Source organism: Microbacterium sp. (assembly GCF_041909575.1).
Taxonomy (GTDB): domain Bacteria; phylum Actinomycetota; class Actinomycetes; order Actinomycetales; family Microbacteriaceae; genus Microbacterium.
Genome location: NZ_JAYRDE010000001.1, coordinates 1 through 22,627 on the forward strand (window position 1 = coordinate 1; position 22,627 = coordinate 22,627).

A 22,627-nucleotide genomic window follows, 5' to 3' on the forward strand; every position below is an offset into this window, starting at 1 on the left:
TCGCCCTCGCGCAGGCCGGTCGCACCGACGGCGCCGACGACGGCGACGATCGACTTCTCGCGGGCGAGGATCGCGGTGTGCGAGGTCGGCCCGCCTTCGGTCGTGATGAGCGCGAGCACCTTGTCGAGGTCGAGGAGGGCGGTGTCGGCGGGCGCGAGGTCCTTCGCGACGAGCACGAACGGATGCCCCGGATCGGGCACGCCCGGAGCGGGCACACCGCGCAACCGCGCGATCACGCGCTGCGCGACGTCGTCGAGGTCGGCGGCGCGCTCGCCGAGGTAGCCGCCCAGGGCCGTGAGCCGGTCGCGGAACGACGCGAATGCGTCGAACACGGCGAACTCGCCGGTCTTGCCCTGCGCGATGCGCGCATTCACCTCGTCGGCCAGGCTCGGGTCCTCGGCCATCATGGCCTGGGCCTCGAGCACGTCCTGGGCGGCGCCGCCCGCCTGGGCTCCGCGCGCCTCGAGCTCGCGGGCCACGGCGGCCACGGCATCCTCCACCCGCGACTTCTCCTCGTCGGCGCCCAGCGTGCTCGGCCCGTCGCTCGGCGGCGGTGCCGGTTCGGACATCCGGGCGACCGACCCCTGGGCGACGCCCAGGCCGATTCCCACTCCACGCAACTCGGTCATCGGCTCACTCCGCGTCGTGGTCGGTCGTCAGGAGCTCGGCGAGCGTGTCGAGCGCCGCCTCCGCGCCGTCGCCGTCCGCCGTGAGCGTGACGTAGTCGCCCTGCTCCACGCCGAGGGCGATCACGCCGAGGATGCTCGCCGCGTTGACGGGAGCCCCCGAGTCCTTGGCGACGGTGATCGGGATGCCGGCATCCTTCGCCGCCTGCGCGAAGAGCTTCGCCGGGCGGGCGTGCAGTCCGTGGGCGGAGCCGATCCGGACGGTGCGGGAGATGGGTGGCATGGGGGTGACCTCTCTGTCGTCAGTCGCTGGTCTGGATCGTTGGGGCGGGGGCGGTCGACGCGGCGTCGGTGGTCGGCGCCGACCCGGCTGCCGGCGCGGCGCCTGCGGGAGCCCCGACCGCGTCGTGGACGAGGGCGAGAGTCCGGGTCCCGTCGGTGTCCGCGAAGACGTCGGCCGGCAGCAGCACCACCGTCGTGCCCCGGGCGGCGGCATCCCGCTCGATGCGCTCGAGGGCGTGAGCGAGGTGCGGCCCAACGAGCACGACGTCGGCGGCGTCGAGGTCGATCGGAAGGGACTGCTCGGTGCCGGCGAAAGCGATGTACGGGAGTCCCCGGTCGTGCGCGGCGTGGCGCACGCGCTGAGCGACGAAGGTGCTCGACGCACCCGCCCCGCAGACCACCAGGATCCTCATCGACCCGCCTCCATGTCGCCATTCTTGTGAAAACGCTGGGAGCCGACAACCAGTCCTTCTTCCGCGGGGGCGGAAACCGGCGCCGTCCGAATCGGGCGTATCGCCGCCCGCGTCGTGCCCGCGTGGTTGACTGGCACCACCCCCCGGGAGCCGGAAACGGCGTCCGCGAAGTGAAGGAGCCTCGTGACGAGAGCCCGACAGGACCGGCTGCTCGGCCTGCTCGTGCGCGATGGCGACTGGGCCACCGCGGCGACGCTCGCCGACGCGCTGGGGGTCACGCCGCGCAGCATCCGCTCGTATGTCACCGCCGCCAACGCGCGCGTCGCGCCGGGCGTGGCGATCGAGTCCGGGCCCCAGGGATATCGGGCGGGAGCCGATGCCTCGGCGGCGCTCCGCGCGGGAGGAACGGATGCCGGAACCCCGCGGGATCGGCTGCACACCCTCGTTCGGGCGCTGCTCGACGCGCCGGACGGCATCGACGTGTTCGAGTTCGCGGACCGTCTCCACGTGAGCGCCGCGACCCTCGACGCCGACCTCGCCCGCGTGCGCGGGCTCCTCGGCGGCACCGAGCTGACCCTGGAGCGCTCGGCGTCGACGGCGCGGCTGCGCGGCACCGAGATGGCCCAGCGACGCCTGCTCAGCCGACTGGCTCACGACGAGATGGATGCGGGCTCGTTCGACCTCGCCGCGCTGCGCCGCACCCTCGGCGAGGACTCGGTCGGTGCGGCCGCTTTCGGGCCGTTCAAGGCCGATCTCGTCTCCGAGCTCGGCGCGATGGGGTACTTCGTCAACGAGATCGGCATCGCCGACGTCGTCATGCACATCGCGATCGCCGCCGACCGGGTCGCCCAGGACCGCGGGCTCGAGAGCGCCGCCCCGGATCTGCGCCCGGCGCTGCAGGAGATCGCCGCGGTGCTCGACCGTCTCGCGCGCCGCGACCTCGGGGTCGAGCTGGGCGCCGGCGACCTGCAGCACCTCGCGACGCTCGTGCTCACGCGCGTCGTCGCTCCCGGCGACGAGGCGCCGGCCGACCAGGCCCGCGCGCGCCTGGATCCCGGGATCGAGGCGGCCGTGCGTGACGTGGTCGGCACGGCGGCGGCGGAGTTCCTGGTCGACATCGCCCATGAGGACTTCGTCCTGCGCCTGGCCCTGCACGTGCAGAACCTGCAGCATCGCGCGCGGGAGCAGGCCTGGTCGAGGAACCCGCTGACCCGATCGCTCAAGTCGACGTACCCGATGATCTTCGAGGTCGCCGTGTTCATCGCGAGTAGACTCCAGGAGCGCCTCGGCATCCCGCTGCCCGACGACGAGATCGCCTACATCGCCATGCACGTCGGCGGGCGACTCGAGCGCAGCCGCCGAGCCGACCAGCTGCTGACCGCGACGATCGTGTGCCCCGGCTACTACGACCTGCACGAGCTGCTGCGCTCCAGCGTCGCCCGGTCGCTCGGCCAGGCGATCGAGGTCGTCGGCGTCGAGACGCGGGTCGACCCCGACTGGGCCTCGATCGACACCGACCTGGTGCTCACGACGATCGATCCGGCCGTGCCCGCCGACCGGATCGTGAAGATCCAGCCCTTCCTCACCGACGCCGACATCGAGCGCGTGCAGGCCGCCGCCGGGCGCATCCGCCGCAGCCGGCGTCTCGCGCGGCTGCGGCTCGAGCTCGAACGGTACTTCGCTCCCGCGGCATTCGTGCGGGGGCTGGATGCCTCGGCCGCCGAGGAGGGAGTGATCCGCACGCTCGGCGGCACCCTGATCGCGCAAGGCGTGATCGACGAGGACTACGTGACCCGTGCGATCGAGCGCGAGCGGCTGTCGTCGACCGCCTTCACCGACGCGCTCGCGGTGCCGCACGCCATCGGCATGACCGCCACGCGGACCTCGATCGCGATCGGCATCGCGGACCCGTCGATCCCGTGGGGCGACGGTCGGGTTCAGGTGGTCGCCCTCGTCGCGTTCTCCGAGACCGACCGCGAGGCCTTCCAGACCGTGTTCGAGCAGTTCGTCGAGGTCTTCTCCGAGCGCGACAGCGTGCAGCGGATCGTCCGCCGCGCCACCGACTTCGGCGGCTTCCTCGACGAGCTCGTCGCCGTCATCGACGGCTGAGCCGCGGCATCCGTCCCTTCCGTCCTTTCTTTTCGGGTTTGGGGCGTTTGCCGTCCGTTGGGGCGCACATCGCGCGCCCCAACGGACGCATCGCGCCCCGAAAGGTCAGGCTCAGCGGGGAGGGAGGATGCCGAACGCGGCGAGCCGCGCGCCGAGCGAAGCGGGCGTCGACACATGGGACCATCCCCAGCGCGCGAGCCGCCGCTGCGTCCGCCCTCGAATCCAGTCCTCGCGCCGCTTCTCGCGGTCGAACACCTCGGCCGGGGTCCGCCCGTCCGTCATCCGGTCGTCGACGTACTTGATCGATCCGTCGAACTCGCCGAAGGCCGCTGCCTCGTCGAGCGCGAAGTCGACGAAGTAGTCGCGACCGCCGGGACCAGCGACCCTGCTCTGCAACCCGATCTCCCGAAACCCCAACTGGTGGAGTCGGATCCGGCTGATGCTCTCGCCCGGAAGCTGCGCGCGCCCGTCCGCGAATTCCAGCGCCCGAGTCGCTCGCGCCCTTCCGTGTGCCGATCGAACGGCGATCGCGAGGGCCTGCTCACGGAACGACGCGGCGCCTTCGGTGTCGTACCGCGCGTTCCCCGACGCGAATCGCGAGCGCAGCGCGCCGTCGGCGATCGTCACGGCACGTTCGAAGGTCATCGTCCGCACGACATCGGATACGGTGCGCGCGAGGCTCGTGACGACGAGCCCCTGGCGTTCCTCGACATCCGGATCCGGCTCGCCGCGATGACGGACCACGCCCGATGCCGCGCCAGGGCGCCCGGGCGCGGCGATGACGTGAACGCTCGTCGGATGCGGCCGGAAGAGCGGCAGACCATGCAGCGCCGCCGCCGTCTCATGGGAGAACACGGGCGGCGCGGCGGACACCGCATGGAGCGCCCGCGCTCGCGCGACGATCCGTCGTTCCGGGGTCGCGCTTCGCCACGCCTCCCCGGGGACGAACACCCCCGGCCGGATCCGCACGAGTTCTCCCGACGCGACATCGGCGCGCACCCGCCGGGGCGACGCGCCCTCCGCGATGAGCTCGTCGTAACGGTGCGGGGTGAGGTCGGCGGTCATCCCCCCGAGGATGGTCCACGGTGGTCTTCCCGGACGGCCCGGCCGCGGCATCCGTGGAACCTCTGGCATCTCCCGTCGCTGTGGACGAGCCGTCCCGGCCCTGGCAGGGCCGCGTTCGGGGCGTTCACCGTCCGTTGGGGCGCATATCGCCCGCCCCAACGGACGGGAAGCGCCCCAAAACCCGACAAGAGCGGGACGGATGCCGCAACCCGGTCAGCCGCGGCGGAAGCGCTCCTCGAGGCCGAGGCGCACGGCAGGCCATTCGGTGGGGAGGATGGAGAACACGACCGTGTCGCGGAGCGAGCCGTCCGGGCCGAGGCGGTGGTTGCGGAGCACGCCGTCCTGCTTTGCTCCCAGGCGGGCGATCGCGGCCCGCGACTGCCGGTTGTGCCAGTGCGTGCGGAACTCGACCGCGATCGCGTCGCACGCCTCGAACGCGTGGGTGAGCAGGAGGAGCTTGGCGGCCGTGTTCACCGCCGTCCGCTGCGCCTCGAGGCCGAGCCACGTGTGGCCGATCTCGACGTGGCGGTTGGGCTGGTCGATGTTGCAGAACGTCGTCTCGCCGACCACGCGGCCGGTGTCGAGCCGGCGCACCGCCCACGCGTTCATGTGGCCCTCGGACTGCCACGCGAGCCGCTGGGCGACGTCGGCGGCGGCATCCGCCGGCAACGGCACCGACGTGTACCAGGCATGCTCGAGCCCCGCGGCGGCGAGCGCGAGGTCCTCAGCGTGATCAGGACGCAACGGCTCGAGCCGGACGTGGGCGTTCTCGAGGGTCACGGGCTGCGCGAGGAGCATCCTCCGAGCCTAGAGCCCGCCCGCGCCCGGCGAGCCTGGAGCCCGCGCCCCTCGGGCCCCTGGCTACGCGCCGTCCTCGTGCATCGCCTTCTCGACCACGGCGGCGCGCGCGACCGGGTCGGCCGCCTGCGACGCCTGCCGCGCGGCGGCGATCGCCCGCTGCCCGGCGGGCAGCCAGACGGCCAGTCCGATCACGACGAAGGTGAGGATGCCCGCCGCGATCAGCAGCAGCTCGATCGGCACGACGTCGGCGAGCGGGCCGAAGACCACCATGCCGAACGGCATCGCGACGGCCATGACGATGCCGACGAAGCCGAAGACGCGTCCCTGCCGCTCGGGCTCGACGGTCTCCTGCAGGAGGGTCATCGACGGCGTCGAGAAGAACGGCACGGCGAGCCCGACCAAGAACATGAAGCCGAAGAACATCCAGATGCTCGTCGACAGCCCCAGGCCGATCGACAGTGCGCCGAAGACTAGGGACGACACGACGATCAGTCCTATCCGGCTGCGCTTCGCGAACAGCGACGCCACGAGGATGCCGCCCAGCATCATCCCGACGCTGAACGCGATCTCGAGCACGGCGAGGTTGACGACGTCCTGCGCCTCGCCCGCGGGGAACGAGCGCACGAGCATGAGCGGGGTGAGGTTGGACGGCGCGACCGTGAGCACGAAGATGATGGCGAACACGATCAGGAGCCACCGCACGAACGCGTGGTGCACGATGTAGCGAACCCCGTCGACGAGATCGGCGAAGTACCCGGTCTCGACGTCGGATGCCCGGCGCACCGCACGCACCGGGATGAAGGCCAGGATGCCGATGCCGAGGATCGCCGTCACCACGTCGATGAAGAAGATCGGGACGAGCGACGCGGCGGTGCCGCCGGACGCCGCGGCCGACCAGGCGTAGATCGCACCGGCGGCGGCCGGCGCGAGCAGTGCCATCGCGGACTGGATCGACCCGTTGACGCCGTTCACCCGGATGAGGTTGCGGGTCGGCACGATCTGCGGGATCAGGGCGGAGACGGCGGGCATCTGGATGCCGGCACCCGCCGATCGGATCGCCATCACCGCGAACAGCAGCCAGACGGCGTCGAACCCCGTCATCATGATGAGCGCGAGCGCCAGCGTCGACAGTGCGATCGCGGCGTCGGCCCCGATGATCAGGTACTTGCGGTTGTGGCGGTCGGCCCACACCCCGCCGAAGATCGACACGACGGCCTGCGGCAGGAAGCCGAACAGCGCGGCGAGCATCATGTAGACACCGGAGCGGTACTCGATCGTGAGATACCAGAACACGGCGTACTGCACGAGCATCGAGCCGAACAGGCTGACCGTCTGCCCGCTCAGGAACAGGATCGTGTTGCGCAGCCAGTGCGCCGGATCGGCCGGGGGAGCGGATGCCTCGTCCTGCGGATCTGCTCGGTCTTCTGGCCCCACGCCCGTCATCGTCCGCTCCTCATCGTGCCGAAAGTCCCCCGCGACATCGCGGCCCACGAGGGTCTCACGATACAACGCGAGGGTGACGCTAGCACGCGCCTCCGACACTGCCGCGGGCGGATCAGCCGATCTCGTCGAGCAGCTCCTGCGCCCCCGCCGACAGCCTCGAAATGCGCTCGCGGGCGTCATCCGACGAGTCGCCGCGCACGTCGAGGTAGAGCTTGAGCTTGGGCTCGGTGCCGCTCGGACGCACGATCACGCGGGAGCCGTCGACCAGCCAGATCCGCAGCACGTCTCCCGGCGGCAGGTCGTCGACGCCCTGCAGCAGGTCGTCGACGCGCTCGACCGCGACATCGCCGATGGCGGACGGATGCTGCGCCCGCAGGGCCGCCATGATCCGCGCGATCGCCGACACGTCGTCCACGCGCACCGAGATCTGGTCGCTGGCGAACGCGCCGAACGTCTCGTCGAACTCGGCCAGCAGGTCGGCGACGGTCGCACCGCGGCCTCGGGCTTCCGACACCATGCCGAGCATGGCCACAGCGGCGGAGATCCCGTCCTTGTCCCGGACGGTCTCCGGGTTGACGAGGTAGCCGAGGGCCTCCTCGAAGCCGAAGACGATGCCGGGAGCCCGTGAGATCCACTTGAACCCGGTGAGCGTCGCGTGGAAGTCGAGGCCGAAGTGCTCGGCGACCGTCCGCAGCCCGGGCGACGACACGAGCGAGCAGGCGAGAGACGCACCCTCGGTGCGGCCGGCCTCGGCGGTGCGGCGCGCCGCGCGCCAGCCGAGCAGCAACCCGATCTGGTTGCCGGTCAGACGGCGCCAGCCGCCCTCGGCGGCTTCGTCGGGGATTGCGACCGCGAGCCGGTCGGCGTCGGGGTCGTTCGCGATGATCAGCTCGGCACCGGTCTCGCGAGCCTGGGCGAACGCGAGGTCCATCGCCCCGGGCTCCTCCGGGTTGGGGAACGCCACGGTCGGGAACGCGCCGTCGGGGTCGAGCTGCTCCGTGACGGGAACGGGGGCCGGGTATCCGGCCGCCTCGAGGATGCGCGAGAACGTCTCCCACCCGACGCCGTGCATCGCGGTGTACACCCACCGGAGACCCTCCGCGCCCGCCGGCGCCGGCGCGACGGCGGCGGTCGCGGCGATGTACTCGTCGACGATCGACTCGCCCGCGACCTCGTAGCCGAGCGAACGGGGGAGCGCCGCGACGTCGCCGGCTGCGGCGATGCGCTCGATGTGCGCGGCGATCTCGGCGTCGGCGGGCGACACGATCTGCGATCCGTCGTCCGCGCCGCCGAGGTACACCTTGTAGCCGTTGTCGTTCGGCGGGTTGTGGCTGGCCGTCACCATCACGCCTGCTGCGGCGCCGAGGCGGCGCACCGCGAAGGCGAGCACGGGCGTCGGCAGCAGGCGGGGGAGCAGGACCGCCCGCAGCCCCGCGCCGGCGAACAGCTGGGCGGAGTCCTGCGCGAAGGTGCGCGAGTTGCGCCGCCCGTCGTAGCCCACGACCACCGTGGGGGGCGCAGCATCCGCCCCTTCGCCGGCCTTCTCGAGCACGTACGCCGCCAGCCCTGCCGCGGCCTGCGCGACGAGCACGCGGTTCATGCGGTTGCTGCCGGCGCCGAGCTCGCCCCGCAGCCCCGCGGTGCCGAACGCCAGCCTGGCGGCGAATCGGTCGGCGAGGTCGGCGGATGCCGCGGCGTCGCCGGCCTCCGCCGCCTCGATCAGCGTCTGCAGCTCCGCGCGCGTCTCGGAGTCGGGATCCTGCGCGAGCCAGGCGCGTGCACGGTCGAGGACGGATGCCTCGCCCCCGCCGCCGCTCACAGTGCGCCGATCACGCGGGCCAGCAGCGACGAGATCACCGGCTCGGCCTCGCGGCCGGCGTCGATGACCTCCTGGTGGCTGAGCGGGGTGGTCTGGATGCCGGCGGCCATGTTGGTGATGAGCGAGAAGCCCAGGATCTCCATGCCGGCCTGACGGGCGGCGATCGCCTCGAGTGCCGTCGACATGCCCACGATGTGGCCGCCGAAGGACTTCGCCATCTGCACCTCGGCCGGCGTCTCGTACTGCGGTCCGCGGAACTGGCAGTAGACGCCCTCATCGAGCGAGGGATCGATCGTGCGGGCGAGGTCGCGCAGGCGCATCGCGTACAGGTCGGTGAGGTCGATGAACGTCGCGCCCTCGAGGGGCGAGTCCGAGGTGAGGTTGATGTGGTCGCTGATGAGCACCGGAGTGCCGGGCTTCCACGTGTGCTTGATGCCGCCCGCGCCGTTGGTGAGCACCATGACGCGCGCGCCCGTCGCCGCCGCGGTGCGCACGCTGTGCACGACCCGCCGCACGCCGTGACCCTCGTAGTAGTGCGTGCGGGCGCCGATGACGAGGACCCGACGGCCCTTCGGCGTCAGCACGCTGCGCAGCGTGCCGACATGCCCCTCGAGAGCGGGCTTGGAGAAGCCGGTGACCTCGGTCGCGGGGAACGTCGCGGTGGTCTCGCCGATGAGCTCCGCCGCCTTCCCCCAGCCGCTGCCGAGGGTGAGCGCGATGTCGTGCCGCTCGACGCCGGTGAGGCGGGCGATGTCGTCCGCGGCCGCGGACGCGACCTCGAACGGATCGGTCGCGGGGTCATCGAGGGGGTTGCCGGTGGTGTCTGACATGCCCCCACTCTAGGAACGGGCGAGGGCCAGGGCCAGCGCGCGCCACGGCGGTGTCGTCGCGAAGGCGCCGGGCGGGAGAGAATGGAGCACATGTCCGTGAGCTTCGAGCGCACCCAGAGCGTCGCCGTCATCGGCGGCGGACCCGGCGGCTACGAGGCGGCCCTGGCCGCCGCCCAGCTCGGAGCCGAGGTGACGGTGGTCGAACGGGCCGGCATCGGCGGCTCGGCGGTGATCACCGACGTCGTGCCGTCGAAGACCCTCATCGCCACCGCCGACGCAGCCGTCGCGATCGCCGGTGCGAGCGACCTCGGCGTTCAGCTGTTCGCGAAGGGCAGCGACGGCAAGCCGCTCAAGCCCGAGATCGCGATCAACCTCGCGGCGGTGAACAAGCGGCTGCTCGCACTTGCGCGTCAGCAGTCCGACGACATGCGGGCCTCCCTCGCCGAGGCCGGCGTGCGCATCATCTCCGGCCACGGCCGCATCGACGGCGAGAACGCCGTCGTGGTGTCGACGGGTCCGGGCGGAACGGACTTCGACCGCGTCGAGGCCGATACCCTGCTCGTCTCGACCGGCTCGTCGCCGCGCGAGCTGCCGACGGCCAAGCCCGACGGGCAGCGCATCCTGACGTGGACCCAGCTCTACGACATGAAGGCCATCCCCGAGCACCTCATCGTGGTCGGCTCGGGCGTCACCGGCGCGGAGTTCGCCGGCGCCTACATGAACCTGGGCGCGAAGGTCACGCTGATCTCGAGCCGCGACCAGGTGCTCCCCGGCGAGGACTCGGACGCCGCCGCCGTGCTCGAGAAGGTCTTCAAGCGCGGCGGGATGACCCTGCTGTCGAAGTCGCGCGCCGACAAGGTCGAGAACCTGGGCGACCGCGTGGTCGCCACCCTCAGCGACGGCCGCACCGTCGAGGGGAGCCACTGCCTCGTCGCCGTCGGCTCGATCCCGAACACCGCCGGCATCGGCCTCGAGCAGGCCGGCGTGCAGATGACCGAGTCCGGCCACATCCAGGTCAACCGCGTGGCGCGCACCTCGGTGCCCAACATCTACGCCGCGGGCGACTGCACCACGTTCGTGCCGCTGGCCTCGGTCGCCTCGATGCAGGGCCGCACGGCCATCTTCCACGCGCTCGGAGACGTCGTGATCCCGCTGGAGCGCCGCCGCATCACGTCCAACATCTTCACGGCGCCCGAGATCGCCACGATCGGCTGGCAGCAGAAGGACATCGACGAGGGCCTCATCGACGGCGTCGTCCACAAGCTGCCGCTCGCCGCCAACCCGCGCGCGAAGATGATGGGCATCAAGGACGGCTTCGTGAAGCTCATCGCCCGTCACGGAAGCGGCACCGTCATCGGCGGCGTCATCGTCGGGCCCCGGGCATCCGAGCTGATCTACCCGATCGCGATGGCCGTCGAGCGCCGCCTGTCGGTCGACCAGGTCTCGCGCGTGTTCGCGGTGTACCCCTCGCTGTCGGGCAGCATCACCGACGCCGCCCGCGCGATGCACGTCGTCGACCACCAGGTCTACGGCGGCTGACCCGGCGGAACGTCGGACGTCAGAGCGACGGATGCCGCGGCATCCACTCTCCGTCCCTGCAGGTGAATCCTCCCGCACGCGCGTCGACGAGGTCAGGCGATTCGACGAGATCAGGCGCGTTCGCGCCAGAACTGCCTGATCCGGTCGAATCGCCTGATCCGGTCGACGCCCGAACGGCCCGGACAGGCGTCAGGAGATCGTGAGCAGCTGGTGCCCGGCCGACACGGTCGAGCCGGCTTCGGCGTTGATGGCGCCGATGACGCCGTCCTTGTGGGCCTGGATCGGCTGCTCCATCTTCATCGCCTCGAGGACTACCACGAGGTCGCCCTTGACGACCTGCTGGCCGTCCTCGACGGCGACCTTGACGATGGTCGCCTGCATCGGCGCCTTGACGGCGTCGCCGGATGCGCCGGCCACCACGGTCGGGGCGTGCGCGCGTCGGGCCGGGGGCCCGGCGGCGGGACGTCCCGCAACCCCCGGCGCGGCCACGACGCGGTCGGGCAGGCTCACCTCGAGGCGCTTGCCGGCGACCTCCACGACGACGGTGTGGCGGTTCTCGCTCGGCTTGGGCGCCTCGAGCTCGCCGTCCCACGGTGCGATGTCGTTCACGAACTCCGTCTCGATCCACCGCGTGTAGACGCCGAACCGGCCGTCCTCGGCCGTGAAGGCGGGATCGCGGACGACCTTGCGGTGGAACGGGAGCACGGTCGGCATGCCGGAGACCTCGAACTCGTCGAGGGCGCGGCGCGAGCGCTCGAGCGCCTCGGCGCGGTCGCGCCCGGTCACGATGATCTTGGCGAGCAGCGAGTCGAACGCGCCCGAGACGCTGTCGCCCGCCGTGACGCCGGAGTCGAGGCGGATGCCGGGACCCCCGAACGTCTTGAAGACGTGGATCGGGCCCGGCTGGGGAAGGAAGCCGCGACCGGCGTCCTCGCCGTTGATGCGGAACTCGATGGAGTGGCCGTCGGCCACCGGGTCGTCATAGCCGAGCTCCTCGCCCTCGGCGAGGCGGAACTGCTCCCGCACCAGGTCGACGCCGGTGATCTCCTCGGACACCGGGTGCTCGACCTGGAGGCGCGTGTTGACCTCGAGGAACGAGATCGTGCCGTCAGCGCCGATGAGGAACTCGCACGTGCCGGCGCCGACGTAGCCGACCTCCTTCAGGATGGCCTTCGACGCGTCGTAGAGCGTCTTGTTCTGCGCGTCCGTGAGGAAAGGCGCCGGCGCCTCCTCGACGAGCTTCTGGTGACGGCGCTGCAGCGAGCAGTCGCGCGTCGAGATGACGACGACGTTGCCCGCGGCATCCGCGAGGCACTGCGTCTCGACGTGACGCGGCTTGTCGAGGTACTTCTCGACGAAACACTCGCCGCGGCCGAAGGCGGTGATCGCCTCGCGGGTGGCCGACTCGAAGAGCTCGGGGATCTCGTCGATCGTGCGGGCGACCTTCAGGCCGCGACCGCCGCCGCCGTAGGCGGCCTTGATCGCGATCGGCAGACCGACTTCCTCGGCGAACGCGACGACCTCGTCGGCGCCGTCGACGGGCCCAGGCGTGCCCGGAGCCAGGGGAGCCCCCACCTTCTCGGCCACCGCACGGGCGGTCACCTTGTCGCCGAGCGCCTCGATGGCCTCGGGCGACGGGCCGATCCAGACGAGGCCCGCGCCGATCACGGCGCGGGCGAAGTCGGCGTTCTCAGCGAGGAATCCGTACCCGGGGTGCACGGCGTCGGCGCCCGACCGGCGGGCGACCGAGAGGATCTTGTCGATCGAGAGGTACGTCTCGGCGCTCGTGGAGCCGTCGAGCGCGTAGGCCTCGTCCGCGAGCCGGGCGTGCATGGCATCGCGGTCCTGGTCGGCGTAGACGGCGACGGAGGCCTTCCCGGCGTCGCGGGCGGCGCGGATGACGCGGACGGCGATCTCGCCGCGGTTGGCAACGAGAACCTTGGCGATCTGAGGCATGGTTGTCAGCCTACCCACGGCAACCCGCCTGGTTTTGAGTGGTTCCCACAAGAAGCGAGAGGAAACGTGGGACTCCTACGACAACGACGATCCTCCGGAGAAGGCGTCGCCGGACGGGGCCTGCACCGACGGATCGGTGGTGTGCCACAAGGCCGTCCAGTCCGCGCCGAGTTCGCGCACGAGCCGGCGCAGCGTCGACACCGACATGCCGATGACGGTGGAGGGGTCGCCGTCGACGTGCGTGATGAACGCGCCGCCGAGGCTGTCGACGGTGAACGCGCCGGCGACGTGCAGGGGTTCGCCGGAGGCGACGTACGCGTCGATCTCGGCATCCGTCACGTCGTCGGCGAAGGTGACGGATGCCTCGGCGACGGCGTGCACTTCGTGCGAAGCCCCGCCCGGGGTGACCCGGATCACCGCGTGACCCGAGTGGAGGACGCCGGTGCGCCCGCGCATCGCGCGCCAGCGGGCGATCGCGTTCTCGGCGGTGTGGGGCTTGCCGAGCACCTCTCCGTCCAGCTCGAACATCGAGTCGCCGCCGATCACGATCCCGTCGAAGGCGGGATCGTCGTCAGCGAGGCGCGCGGCGACGTCCGCGGCCTTGCGGCGCGCGAGCAGGAGCACGTGCTCGTCAGGCAGGAGGGTGCGCCCCTCGGATGCCTCGACCGCGGCGATCACCGCCTCTTCGTCGACGTCCGGTGCCACCGTGAGCGGCCGGATGCCGAATTGCTGCAGCAGCATCAGCCGGGCGGGGGAGGTCGAGGCGAGGCACACGCGCATGGCACCACCGTAGGCTCTTCCCCGTGGCGGACACGACAGCGGACGACGGCCGGATCATCGAGCTCGAGATCGGCGACGTCGCGCACGGCGGCGTCTTCGTCGCACGGCACGAGGGGCGCGTGGTGTTCGTGCCCGACGTCCTTCCGGGCGAGCGGGTGGTCGTGCGGCTGACCGACACCCGCAAGTCCTCCTTCTGGCGCGCCGAGGCGCTGGAGGTGACGGATGCCTCGCCCCACCGCCGCCCGCACGTCTGGCGTCAGGCCGACATCGGCGTGGCTCCCGAGCTGCGCCCCGGCGGGGCGGACTTCGGGCACATCGACCTGGCGCACCAGCGCCGGCTCAAGCTCCGCGTGCTGCTCGAGGCGCTCGAGCGGTTCGGCGGCGTGGCGTCGCCGACGGCGACCCTCACCGGAGTCCTGCCGCAGCTCGCTCCGGACGGGTCGCCCCAGGACGAGGAGACGCCGGACGGCACCGGCTGGCGCACGCGCGTGAGCCTCCACGTCGACGCGGACGGACGGATCGGCCCCTTCGCCGCGCGCAGCCACCGCGTGATCGAGGCCGCTGACCTCCCCCTGGCGACGCCCGCCGTCGAGCGGGCCGCTGTCGCGCTTCGTGCCGGCGAGCCCGGGCGGATCGACCTCGTCGAGCCCGCCGACGGCCGGGTGCGCGTGATCCCGCGGCCCGAGCAGCCGCGCGGCCGAGGGCGGGGCCGCGGGCCGCGGCGCCCCGCGACGCCGGCTCCCGAGGTCGTGTTCGAGCAGGTCGGCGCGCGGCGGTTCCAGGTGGATGCCGGTGGATTCTGGCAGGTGCACCGGCTCGCGGCATCCACCCTCACGACTACGGTCGCCGACGCGCTCCGGGGCATCGGCGGCATCGACCCCGACGCCTGGCACCTCGATCTCTACGGCGGCGTCGGGCTCTTCGCGGCGACCATCGCGGAGGCGGGCGGGCCGTCGACGCGCGTGACCTCCGTCGAGGCCGACGTGCGCGCCACCGAGCACGCCGGCGAGAATCTCGCCGGTTGGGTGGGCGCCCGCGCCGAGACGGGCCGCGTCGACCGCTGGCTCGCTCGGCTGGGGGCCGAGGCATCCGCCGCCGAGCGCGAGCGTCTGTCGCGGGGCGTCGTCCTGCTCGACCCGCCACGCGCGGGCGCCGGTCGCGAGGTCGTGGAGTCGGTCGTCTCGCTGGACCCGGCCGCGGTGGTGTACGTCGCCTGCGACCCCGTCGCCCTCGCCCGCGACGTCGCGACGTTCCGTGCGGCGGGCTATGAGCCGGCCGAGGTGCGGGCGCTGGATCTTTTCCCGAATTCGCATCACGTCGAAGCCGTGGCGACCCTCACTCGCGCACGTGGGCGGGTCTAGGCTGACGGCATGACGCGGGTTGCCCTCATCGACGATCACGAGTCCGTCCGCCTCGGGCTCGAGGCGGCGTGCGAGCGGGCCGAGACGAAGGACGTCGTGTTCTCGGGCAGCTCGGTCACCGAGTACCTCACGTGGCGCTCCAAGACCGGGGCGGCGCCGGCCGACGTCGTCGTGCTCGACCTCACCCTCGGCGACGGCACGACCGTCACCGAGAACGTGCGCCGGCTGGTGCTCGACGGCTCGAGCGTCATCATCCACAGCGTCGCCGATCGCCCCGCCGCGGTCCGCGAAGCGCTCGCCGCCGGCGCGGCCGGCGTCGTGAGCAAGTCGTCGCGCATCGACGACGTGATCGCCGCGGTCGCCACCGTCGCGCGCGGCGAGCCCCTGAACAACGTCGAGTGGGCGAGCGCTGTCGAGGGCGACCGCGAGTTCGCCGACGCGCAGCTGTCCGCCCGCGAGCGCGAGGTGCTGCGGCTGTACGCCGCCGGTCTGCCGCTCAAGGTCGTCGCCGACCGCCTCGGGGTGGCCTACTCCACCGCGAAGGAGAACATCACCCGCGTGCGCGTGAAGTACGTCGAGGTCGGACGCCCCGCGCCGACGAAGGTCGATCTGCTGCGACGCGCCATGGAGGACGGCATCCTCGCCGAATCCGCGGCGGAGCCGGGAGGCGGCGCCGGTGACGGCTGAGGCACCCGTCTCGCTCCTCGACAGCGCGTGGGGACAGATCCCGCGGTCTCGGGAGGCGACCGCCGGCATCGGGTCGTTCACCCGCACGCGCGTCGAGCGGATCATCTCGATCGTGGCGGGCTTCGGCTCCCTCGTGCTCGGCGCCCAGGCCCTGCTCACCGCGCTCGGACCCAGCGAGGAGCAGGAGGGCTGGCACTTCCCGCTGATGCTCTTCGTGTTCGTGCCGCTGGCCGTGATGATCCTCGCGTGCTTCGTGGGGCGCGGGGTGCGCATCTGCGCGGGCATTTTCGCCTTCGCCTACGTGCTCGCCCTCATCGTGTGGCCCGTCGCGTCGGCCGGATCGAATCCGGATCCGACCGGTCAGCCGTGGATCTGGTACCTCGTCAACATCGCCACGCTCGCCGCCGTGCTCGCCTTCCCGCTTCCCGTGCAGATCGCCTGGACGATCCTGTGCCCGCTCCTGTTCGGGCTCGTGCGGCTCATCCAGGCCGAGTTCGCCGGGGTGTTCTACCCGCCGCTCGGACTCGACGTGTCGTTCGCCCTCATCCTCGGCGGCGTGATCCTCACGCTGGGCTGGATGTTCCGTTCGGTCGCCGCGAACGTCGACGAGACGCGCGCGCGCGCCGTCGCGTCCTACGCAACGGCAGCGGCGGCGGATGCTGCGGAGCAGGAGCGCGTCGCGGTGGCGGCGCTCATGCACGACAGCGTGCTGGCGGCGCTCATCGCCGCCGAGCGCGCCGACACGCCGCGCGCGCAGACGCTGGCGGCCGCGATGGCGCGGGAGGCGCTGACCCGCCTGGCCAACACCGAGCAGGACGCGCACGAAGGCCCCGACGAGCCTCGCGACCTCAACGCCGTCGCCGACGACATCGCGGCCGGCGCGCACGAGGTCGGCGACGACCTCGAGGTGGTGCGCAACGCCGGTCCCGGCAGTCCGGCTGTGCCCGGCCGAGTGGCCCGCGCGCTCACGCTCGCCGCGACCCAGGCGATCGCCAATGCGCTGCAGCACGCCGGCGGCGTGGGACTCGCGGTCTCGGTCACGGGCGGCGACGGGCGCATCGCGATCGAGGTGCGCGACCACGGCGAGGGCTTCGACCTGGCGGGCGTGCCGGACGACAGGCTCGGCATCCGCGCGTCCATCTTCGCCCGCGTCGCCGCCGTCGGCGGCACCGCGCAGATCGACTCGGGGCACCACGGCACCACCGTGAGGCTCGAGTGGCGGGAGGGGGCGGCATGACCAGTGTGCGGAACGTCCTCGTCGCCCTCGGCGTCGCCTTCACCGCCTACCTCGCTGCGCGCGGCCTGTGGTGGACGGGCGACGTCGCCATCCCCTACCCGCTCGTCGTGGTCGCCGCGCTCGGGCTGTACCTCGCCACGACCTGGATCTGCATCTTCTGGGAGCCGCCGCGGCACGAGCCGACCGCCGAGGCCGGCGGGCCCGAGGCATCCGTCAAGCGCACGCAGCAGCGCCTGCCCGTGCCGGCGCAGATGCTCGCGCTCGCGAGCGCGGCCATCGTGCCGTCGGCGATCTCCCTCGCCGTGGGAGAGGCCTCCCGCACGGCTCCGTTCGCGACGTGGTACCTCGGTGGGATCGGGGCGCTCATGACGATCGTCATGGTGCGCCGCCGCCCCTGGACCGCGTGGACCGGAATCGCCATGCTCGCCATCGCGTCGATGGTGTGGATGGGATGGGCGTCCGCCCTCGCGCTCGGCCTGGTCGGCTCGATCGTGTGGGTGACGTGCGCGCAGCTGCTGGTGCTCTCCATGGACCGCGCGGCCCGCGACACCGGGCGTCTCGCCCAGCTGCAGCGCGCGGCATCCGCCTGGCAGGCCTCGCAGGCCACACGGCAGCGCGAGCGACGCGTGCAGGTGCAGGAGGCGCTGGCCGTCGCCGGACCGGTGCTGACCCGCACGGTCGCCACCGGCGGTCGCCTCGACGAGAGCGACCGGCTCGAAGCCCGCCTCGCCGAGGGGCGTCTGCGCGACGAGATGCGCGGCCCACGCCTTCTCGACGACGATGTGCGCTCCGAACTCGAGCGGGCACGTCGCCGCGGCGCGAACGTCACCGTCCTCGACGAGGGCGGGCTGGAGGGCCTCGACGAGCCGACGCTCTCGATCATCCGCGCGCAGCTGGCCGAGGCGCTGCGTTCGGCGAGCTCGGACCGCCTGTACATCCGCACGTCGCCCGACGCGCGCGTCGCCGTCACCGTGGTCGGTCGCTCCCCGTCCGTGGGCGGCCCCTCCGACGAGGACGGCGTCGATCTCTGGCGCGAGATCCCGCACCCCGGCGTAGCCTGACCCAGCGGCTCTCGGCTCCTTCCCGCGCCGAAAGACTGCTGTGCGCACACGACACGCCGGAGACGGATGCCGCCCCCCGGCGTGACGCGTCGCCGAGCCGTCTCTTGGGACAGTGGGCAGAGCGAACTAATCGCTCCCCGTTCCGGTGGGGGAGGGGAACCGAGACGGGGAGCGGAGAAGAGGAAGGCGAGGGGCGGCGAAGCCGCCCGCCCCTCGCCTGGCGGACTGTTACCCGAAAACAGTCCGCGTGGCCGAACTCGGGTCACCGCGGAGCGGAGAGCGAGTCAGCCGAACGCAGAAGCGTTCCAGCGATTCAAGTATCACCGCGGTGCAAGAGGTGCGTCTGTAGGTATTTCGGGGGACATTTTGAGACCCCCAGTCCCTAATCCCGTGACTTCGCTCCGGCTTCGCGGTCTGAGCGCAGCTCAGCCCGCGAATCGCCCCCACGGGATGTCGCGGCGCAGCGGCTCCCGCAGGCTCCGCTGGGTCAGCTCCCAGGCGGTGCGGCCGCTGTCCTCCTCGGCAACCGCCTCGGCGGCCTCGCCGGCGTAGGCCTCGCTCACCACTGCGATGAGCGCCGCGAGCTCGTCCTCGTTCGGCGTGCCCCGCAGGACTTCGATGCGGACGCCCTCGGCGTCGCCGTCCGCCGCGGTCACAGCGGGATGTTCCCGTGCTTCTTGGGCGGGAGGCTGGCGCGCTTGCCCCGCAGAGCCCGCAAGGCCTTCGCGATGGAGACGCGGGTCGCGGCCGGCTCGATGATGCCGTCGAGCTCTCCGCGCTCGGCGGCGAGGAACGGCGAGGCGACGTTGTAGGTGTACTCGTTGGCGAGGCGGGTGCGCACGGCCGCGACATCCTCGCCGGCCTCCTCGGCCTTCTTGATCTCGCCGCGGTAGAGGATGTTCACGGCGCCCTGGCCGCCCATCACGGCGATCTCCGCCGTCGGCCACGCGAGGTTGACGTCTGCGCCGAGCTGCTTCGAGCCCATGACGATGTACGCGCCGCCGTAGGCCTTGCGCAGGATCACCGTCACGAGGGGAACCGTGGCCTCGGCGTACGCGTAGAGCAGCTTCGCGCCGCGCCGGATGACGCCCGTCCACTCCTGGTCGGTGCCGGGGAGGTAGCCGGGAACGTCCACGAGCGTGACGATCGGGAGCGAGAACGCGTCGCAGAAGCGGACGAAGCGGCTGGCCTTCTCACCGGCCTCGATGTTGAGCGTGCCGGCCATCTGCGAGGGCTGGTTGGCGATGATGCCGACAGAGCGGCCCTCGATGCGCCCGAACCCGATGACGATGTTCGGCGCGAAGAGGGGCTGCACCTCGAGGAAGTCCTCGGCGTCGACGATGCCGCGGATGACCTGGTGGATGTCGTACGGCTGATTCGGGGAGTCGGGGATGATCGTGTTCAGCGCGCGGTCGGCATCCGTCGTCTCGAATTCGAACCCGGTCTCGTAGACGGGAAGCTCGGCCATGTTGTTGTCGGGGAGGAAGCCGAGCATCGTGCGGACGTAGTCGATCGCGTCCTCCTCGTCCTCGGCCAGGTAGTGCGCGACGCCCGAGCGGGTGTTGTGCGTGTAGGCACCGCCGAGCTCCTCCATTCCGACGTCCTCGCCGGTGACCGTCTTGATGACGTCGGGCCCGGTGACGAACATCTGGCTGGTCTTGTCGACCATGACGACGAAGTCCGTCAGCGCGGGGGAGTAGACGGCGCCGCCCGCGGCGGGTCCCATGATGATCGAGATCTGCGGGATCACGCCCGATGCCCGCGTGTTCAGGCGGAAGATCTCGCCGTACTTGCCGAGGGCGACGACCCCCTCCTGGATGCGCGCACCGCCCGAGTCGAGGATGCCGACGATCGGGATGCCGGAGCGCAGCGCGAACTCCATCACCTTGATGATCTTCTCGCCGGCGACCTCGCCCAGCGAGCCGCCGAAGGTCGAGAAGTCCTGCGAGTACACCGCGACGGTGCGGCCGTGGATCGTGCCGACGCCCGTGACGACGGAGTCGCCGTAGGGACGAGACCGATCCATGCCGAACGCGGTGGTGCGGTGGCGCACGTACTCGTCGAGCTCGACGAAGCTGCCGGTGTCGAGCAGCTGGTCGATGCGCTCTCGCGCGGTGCCCTTGCCCTTGGCGTGCTGCTTCTCCTTCGCGACCTCCTCGGGATCGAGGACAGCCTCCTGGAAGCGGGCGCGGAGGTCGGCGATCTTGCCGGCGGTCGTCGAAAGGTCGGGCTGCTCGGTCACGGCTTCCACCCTATCGGCGGCTTCCGCGCAGCGGTTGGAGGGTTCGCACAAGGGCTCGCGGCATCCGCTGTCCATGGCACTGCGCGTTCCGAGCGGCCTCTGTCCAGGTTGCGCAAGTCTCACGTCCTTCTCATTCCGCGCGTGAGCGGGGGCCGCTATCGTCGGGGGCACTGTGACTGGTGTGAATCGTGTGATGAAGAATCGGATGCTGCGAACTCTCGCGTGGGTCGCGGCGCTGGCGCTGGTCGCACCGGTCGTGATGGATGTCGGCGCCGCGCGGGCGGTGGACGTGCAGCCCCCGCCCGAGCCGACCACCGCGGTGGACGTCGCCCCGGCCGACGACACCGCGCCCGAGCCGTCTCCGACGCCGACGCCGACCCCCACGCCCGACCCGACCCCCACGCCCGAGCCGACTCCGACACCCGAGCCGACTCCCGAGCCCGGTGACGAGGCCGACGAGACCGTTGCTCCCCGGAGCGAGGAGGCCGAGACCGTCGCGCCGCTGGCCATGACCACGGCCGCCATTCCGCCCGCGGGACGCATCTCGGGCGCCGACCGCTACGAGGTCGCCGTCGCCGCCTCGCGCATCGCGTTCCCGGGTGGAGCTCAGACGGTGCTCATCGTGCCCGGCGATTCGCCGCCCAACGGCTCGGTGGCGGCGTGGACGGCCGGCATCGTCGGAGCGCCCCTGCTCTTCGTCGAGCAGTCCCGGATCAGGTCGGCCGTCGTGGCGGAGATCCGCCGGCTCGCCCCCACGACGGTGCTGGTGTACGGCGGTGCCTCGGTGGACGAAGCGGTCCTCGATCAGCTGCGCACGCTGGCCGCCGACGTCCGTCGCGTCGGCGGCACCGACAGGTACGGCCTGTCTCGCGCAGCGCTGCAGTCGGCGGGCAGCTTCGAGACCGTATACATGGCGGAGGGCATCGATCTCATCGCAGCCCCGCTCGCTGCGGTGACGGCGTCCGCCAACCGTCAGGGCTTCGTGCTCGTCCCGAAGGGCAAGAGCGCCGTGGACAGCCGCACCCTCGAGACTCTGCGCGCGGTCGGAGCGGGGGCCGTCGTCATCGTCGGCGGCACCAGCGGGATCACCGCGGCGTACGAGAGCTCTCTGCGTGCTGCAGGATTCGCGGTCGAGCGACGCGTGGAGGCGGACCGCTATCTGTCGTCGGTGACGATGGCGAAGGACCGCACTCAGGCAGTGCAGCGGGCGATCGTCACGAACCCGGAGAGCTGGCCGGGAACCTCGGTCGCCGCAGCACTCGCCGCAGCGTCCGGCCAGCCGCTGCTCTACAGCATCCAGGCGTGCATGGTGGACGCGGTGGCGAGCTACGTGCGCTCGAAGGGGGTGACCGTAACGGCCGTCGGGAGCGAGGGGCACCTGGGCGGCGCCGTGCTGCGGAACGGCTCGTGCACCGCGGAGAAGGAGCGCAGTCAGTCGACGCTCAACTCGGCCATTCGGGCGACCTTGGCCGCGTACCCGGGCACCTACTCCGTCACCGTCAGGCAGGAGGGCGGCCTGAACGCCGTGACGAGCGTCAGCGGCAGCACGGTCCGAGAGCCTGCGAGCATGATCAAGATCTTCGCCGCGTGGGCCGCGCTATCCAGGATCCAGGCGGGTCGCGCGTCCTTCAGCACGGTGCTCTCGTCGGGGGTCGACCTGCGCATGTGCATCCACGTGATGATCCACGCGTCGGACAACTACTGCCACACCGACATCGTGCACTGGATCGGGATCGCCGAACTGAATCGCATGATCCGGGCAGCCGGGTTCTCCAACACGTACTACGGCTCCGTCCCGGTGGGGACGAGCGTCCTCTACGCCGGCAACCGCACCACGACGAACGACCTCTCGACGATGGTCAAGCGCCTCAACGCGGGCACGGTCCTCTCACGCAAGTACGCGGACCACCTCCTCAACGAGATGAAGAACCAGATCGGGCGTTCCCGCATCGCGTCGGGGATCCCGCGGGGCGTGGTGCAGGCCAGCAAGCCCGGCGCGCTGTGGGTGGCCTCCGGTCTGCTGCAGGGCGACACCGCCATCGTGTACGGCTCGAAGTCGACCTACGTCCTCTCGATCATCGGCGACAACAGCCCTCCGAAGGCGGCCTTCCAGGCCGTCTCGCGCACGGTGTACGAGCACTTCAACGGCGCCTTCGGCACGGCGGCCTCCTATCCCGCACAGCAGCTGGTCACCGTGAGAGCCACCGCGCTGCGCTCCTCGCCCGGCGGGCCCATGGTGGTCGTGGCGCCGGCCGGCACCTTCCTCGAGAACTTCGAGACGAACCGCATCTGGTACGAGGTGCAGTACGGCTCACGGAAGCTGTGGACGATCGTGACCGACCTGCGCAATCGCTGACGACCTCGCTAACGTGAAGA

General features: G+C 71.8%; 19 protein-coding genes. 7 read left to right on the plus strand and 12 right to left on the minus strand.

Annotation, left to right across the window (positions count from 1 at the left end; translation table 11 throughout):
* From ACE3O1_RS00005 to ACE3O1_RS00015, 3 genes are all read right to left on the minus strand, one after another.
* The coding region (locus tag ACE3O1_RS00005; protein WP_374311132.1) for a phosphoenolpyruvate-utilizing N-terminal domain-containing protein at positions 1 to 629 on the minus strand (629 nt) is incomplete at its 3' end.
* Between the two features lie 4 nt (positions 630 to 633).
* The gene (locus ACE3O1_RS00010) at positions 634 to 909 is read right to left on the minus strand and encodes an HPr family phosphocarrier protein (RefSeq protein WP_374311134.1); all 276 of its coding nucleotides are present in this window, start codon (positions 907 to 909) and stop codon (positions 634 to 636) included.
* Between the two features lie 19 nt (positions 910 to 928).
* A complete protein-coding gene (locus tag ACE3O1_RS00015; RefSeq protein WP_374311136.1) occupies positions 929 to 1,321 on the minus strand; it encodes a PTS sugar transporter subunit IIB in 393 nt (130 codons plus the stop codon).
* 183 nt (positions 1,322 to 1,504) lie between these two features.
* Here ACE3O1_RS00015 and ACE3O1_RS00020 point away from each other — a divergent pair, with 183 nt between their 5' ends.
* A complete protein-coding gene (locus ACE3O1_RS00020) occupies positions 1,505 to 3,430 on the plus strand; it encodes a transcription antiterminator (protein ID WP_374311138.1) in 1,926 nt (641 codons plus the stop codon).
* Between the two features lie 111 nt (positions 3,431 to 3,541).
* Here ACE3O1_RS00020 and ACE3O1_RS00025 read toward each other — a convergent pair whose 3' ends face one another.
* From ACE3O1_RS00025 to ACE3O1_RS00045, 5 genes are all read right to left on the minus strand, one after another.
* Positions 3,542 to 4,495 carry a hypothetical protein gene (locus tag ACE3O1_RS00025; protein ID WP_374311140.1) on the minus strand — a complete coding sequence of 318 codons (954 nt, stop codon included), beginning with the start codon at positions 4,493 to 4,495 and terminating at the stop codon, positions 3,542 to 3,544.
* Between the two features lie 213 nt (positions 4,496 to 4,708).
* Positions 4,709 to 5,293, minus strand: coding sequence for a GNAT family N-acetyltransferase (locus ACE3O1_RS00030; RefSeq protein ID WP_374311142.1), 585 nt, complete (start codon positions 5,291 to 5,293; stop codon positions 4,709 to 4,711).
* Positions 5,294 to 5,356: 63 nt separating this feature from the next.
* On the minus strand, positions 5,357 to 6,739 hold the full coding sequence (locus ACE3O1_RS00035) for an MFS transporter (protein WP_374311144.1): 1,383 nt from the start codon (positions 6,737 to 6,739) through the stop codon (positions 5,357 to 5,359).
* A gap of 112 nt (positions 6,740 to 6,851) precedes the next feature.
* A complete protein-coding gene (locus ACE3O1_RS00040) occupies positions 6,852 to 8,558 on the minus strand; it encodes a phospho-sugar mutase (protein ID WP_374311146.1) in 1,707 nt (568 codons plus the stop codon).
* The gene (locus ACE3O1_RS00045) at positions 8,555 to 9,388 is read right to left on the minus strand and encodes a purine-nucleoside phosphorylase (protein ID WP_374311148.1); all 834 of its coding nucleotides are present in this window, start codon (positions 9,386 to 9,388) and stop codon (positions 8,555 to 8,557) included. Before ACE3O1_RS00045 ends, ACE3O1_RS00040 begins: the two co-directional genes overlap by 4 nt.
* 81 nt (positions 9,389 to 9,469) lie before the next feature.
* Here ACE3O1_RS00045 and ACE3O1_RS00050 point away from each other — a divergent pair, with 81 nt between their 5' ends.
* Complete coding sequence (locus ACE3O1_RS00050; protein WP_374311150.1) at positions 9,470 to 10,927, plus strand: NAD(P)H-quinone dehydrogenase; 1,458 nt, start codon at positions 9,470 to 9,472, stop codon at positions 10,925 to 10,927.
* A 189-nt stretch (positions 10,928 to 11,116) separates the two neighbouring features.
* Here the strand turns inward: ACE3O1_RS00050 and ACE3O1_RS00055 are convergent, their stop codons facing one another.
* Together ACE3O1_RS00055 and ACE3O1_RS00060 are read right to left on the minus strand one after the other, a co-directional pair.
* Positions 11,117 to 12,883: a biotin carboxylase N-terminal domain-containing protein gene (locus ACE3O1_RS00055; RefSeq protein WP_374311152.1), complete on the minus strand. Its 1,767-nt coding sequence runs from the start codon at positions 12,881 to 12,883 to the stop codon at positions 11,117 to 11,119.
* Between the two features lie 75 nt (positions 12,884 to 12,958).
* On the minus strand, positions 12,959 to 13,663 hold the full coding sequence (locus ACE3O1_RS00060; RefSeq protein ID WP_374311154.1) for a nucleoside triphosphate pyrophosphatase: 705 nt from the start codon (positions 13,661 to 13,663) through the stop codon (positions 12,959 to 12,961).
* 23 nt (positions 13,664 to 13,686) lie between these two features.
* Here ACE3O1_RS00060 and ACE3O1_RS00065 point away from each other — a divergent pair, with 23 nt between their 5' ends.
* The 4 genes from ACE3O1_RS00065 to ACE3O1_RS00080 are packed head-to-tail and all read left to right on the plus strand — an operon-like array spanning position 13,687 to position 18,009.
* Positions 13,687 to 15,024, plus strand: a complete 1,338-nt coding sequence (locus tag ACE3O1_RS00065) for a class I SAM-dependent RNA methyltransferase (RefSeq protein ID WP_374311156.1) — start codon at positions 13,687 to 13,689, stop codon at positions 15,022 to 15,024.
* 9 nt (positions 15,025 to 15,033) lie between these two features.
* Positions 15,034 to 15,711, plus strand: a complete 678-nt coding sequence (locus tag ACE3O1_RS00070) for a response regulator (RefSeq protein WP_374311158.1) — start codon at positions 15,034 to 15,036, stop codon at positions 15,709 to 15,711.
* The gene (locus ACE3O1_RS00075) at positions 15,701 to 16,948 is read left to right on the plus strand and encodes a sensor histidine kinase (protein ID WP_374311160.1); all 1,248 of its coding nucleotides are present in this window, start codon (positions 15,701 to 15,703) and stop codon (positions 16,946 to 16,948) included. The genes ACE3O1_RS00070 and ACE3O1_RS00075 overlap by 11 nt, the downstream gene beginning before the upstream one ends.
* Positions 16,945 to 18,009, plus strand: a complete 1,065-nt coding sequence (locus ACE3O1_RS00080; RefSeq protein ID WP_374311162.1) for a hypothetical protein — start codon at positions 16,945 to 16,947, stop codon at positions 18,007 to 18,009. The genes ACE3O1_RS00075 and ACE3O1_RS00080 overlap by 4 nt, the downstream gene beginning before the upstream one ends.
* A 425-nt stretch (positions 18,010 to 18,434) precedes the next feature.
* On the opposite strand, the gene ACE3O1_RS00085 is transcribed toward ACE3O1_RS00080, so the two are convergent.
* Both ACE3O1_RS00085 and ACE3O1_RS00090 read right to left on the minus strand, forming a co-directional pair.
* Positions 18,435 to 18,665, minus strand: a complete 231-nt coding sequence (locus tag ACE3O1_RS00085; protein WP_374311164.1) for an acyl-CoA carboxylase epsilon subunit — start codon at positions 18,663 to 18,665, stop codon at positions 18,435 to 18,437.
* A complete protein-coding gene (locus ACE3O1_RS00090; RefSeq protein WP_374311166.1) occupies positions 18,662 to 20,251 on the minus strand; it encodes an acyl-CoA carboxylase subunit beta in 1,590 nt (529 codons plus the stop codon). The genes ACE3O1_RS00085 and ACE3O1_RS00090 overlap by 4 nt, the downstream gene beginning before the upstream one ends.
* 205 nt (positions 20,252 to 20,456) lie before the next feature.
* Between ACE3O1_RS00090 and ACE3O1_RS00095 the strand changes: the two genes are divergently transcribed.
* Positions 20,457 to 22,607, plus strand: coding sequence for a serine hydrolase (locus ACE3O1_RS00095; protein WP_374311168.1), 2,151 nt, complete (start codon positions 20,457 to 20,459; stop codon positions 22,605 to 22,607).
* Positions 22,608 to 22,627: the final 20 nt, after the last annotated feature.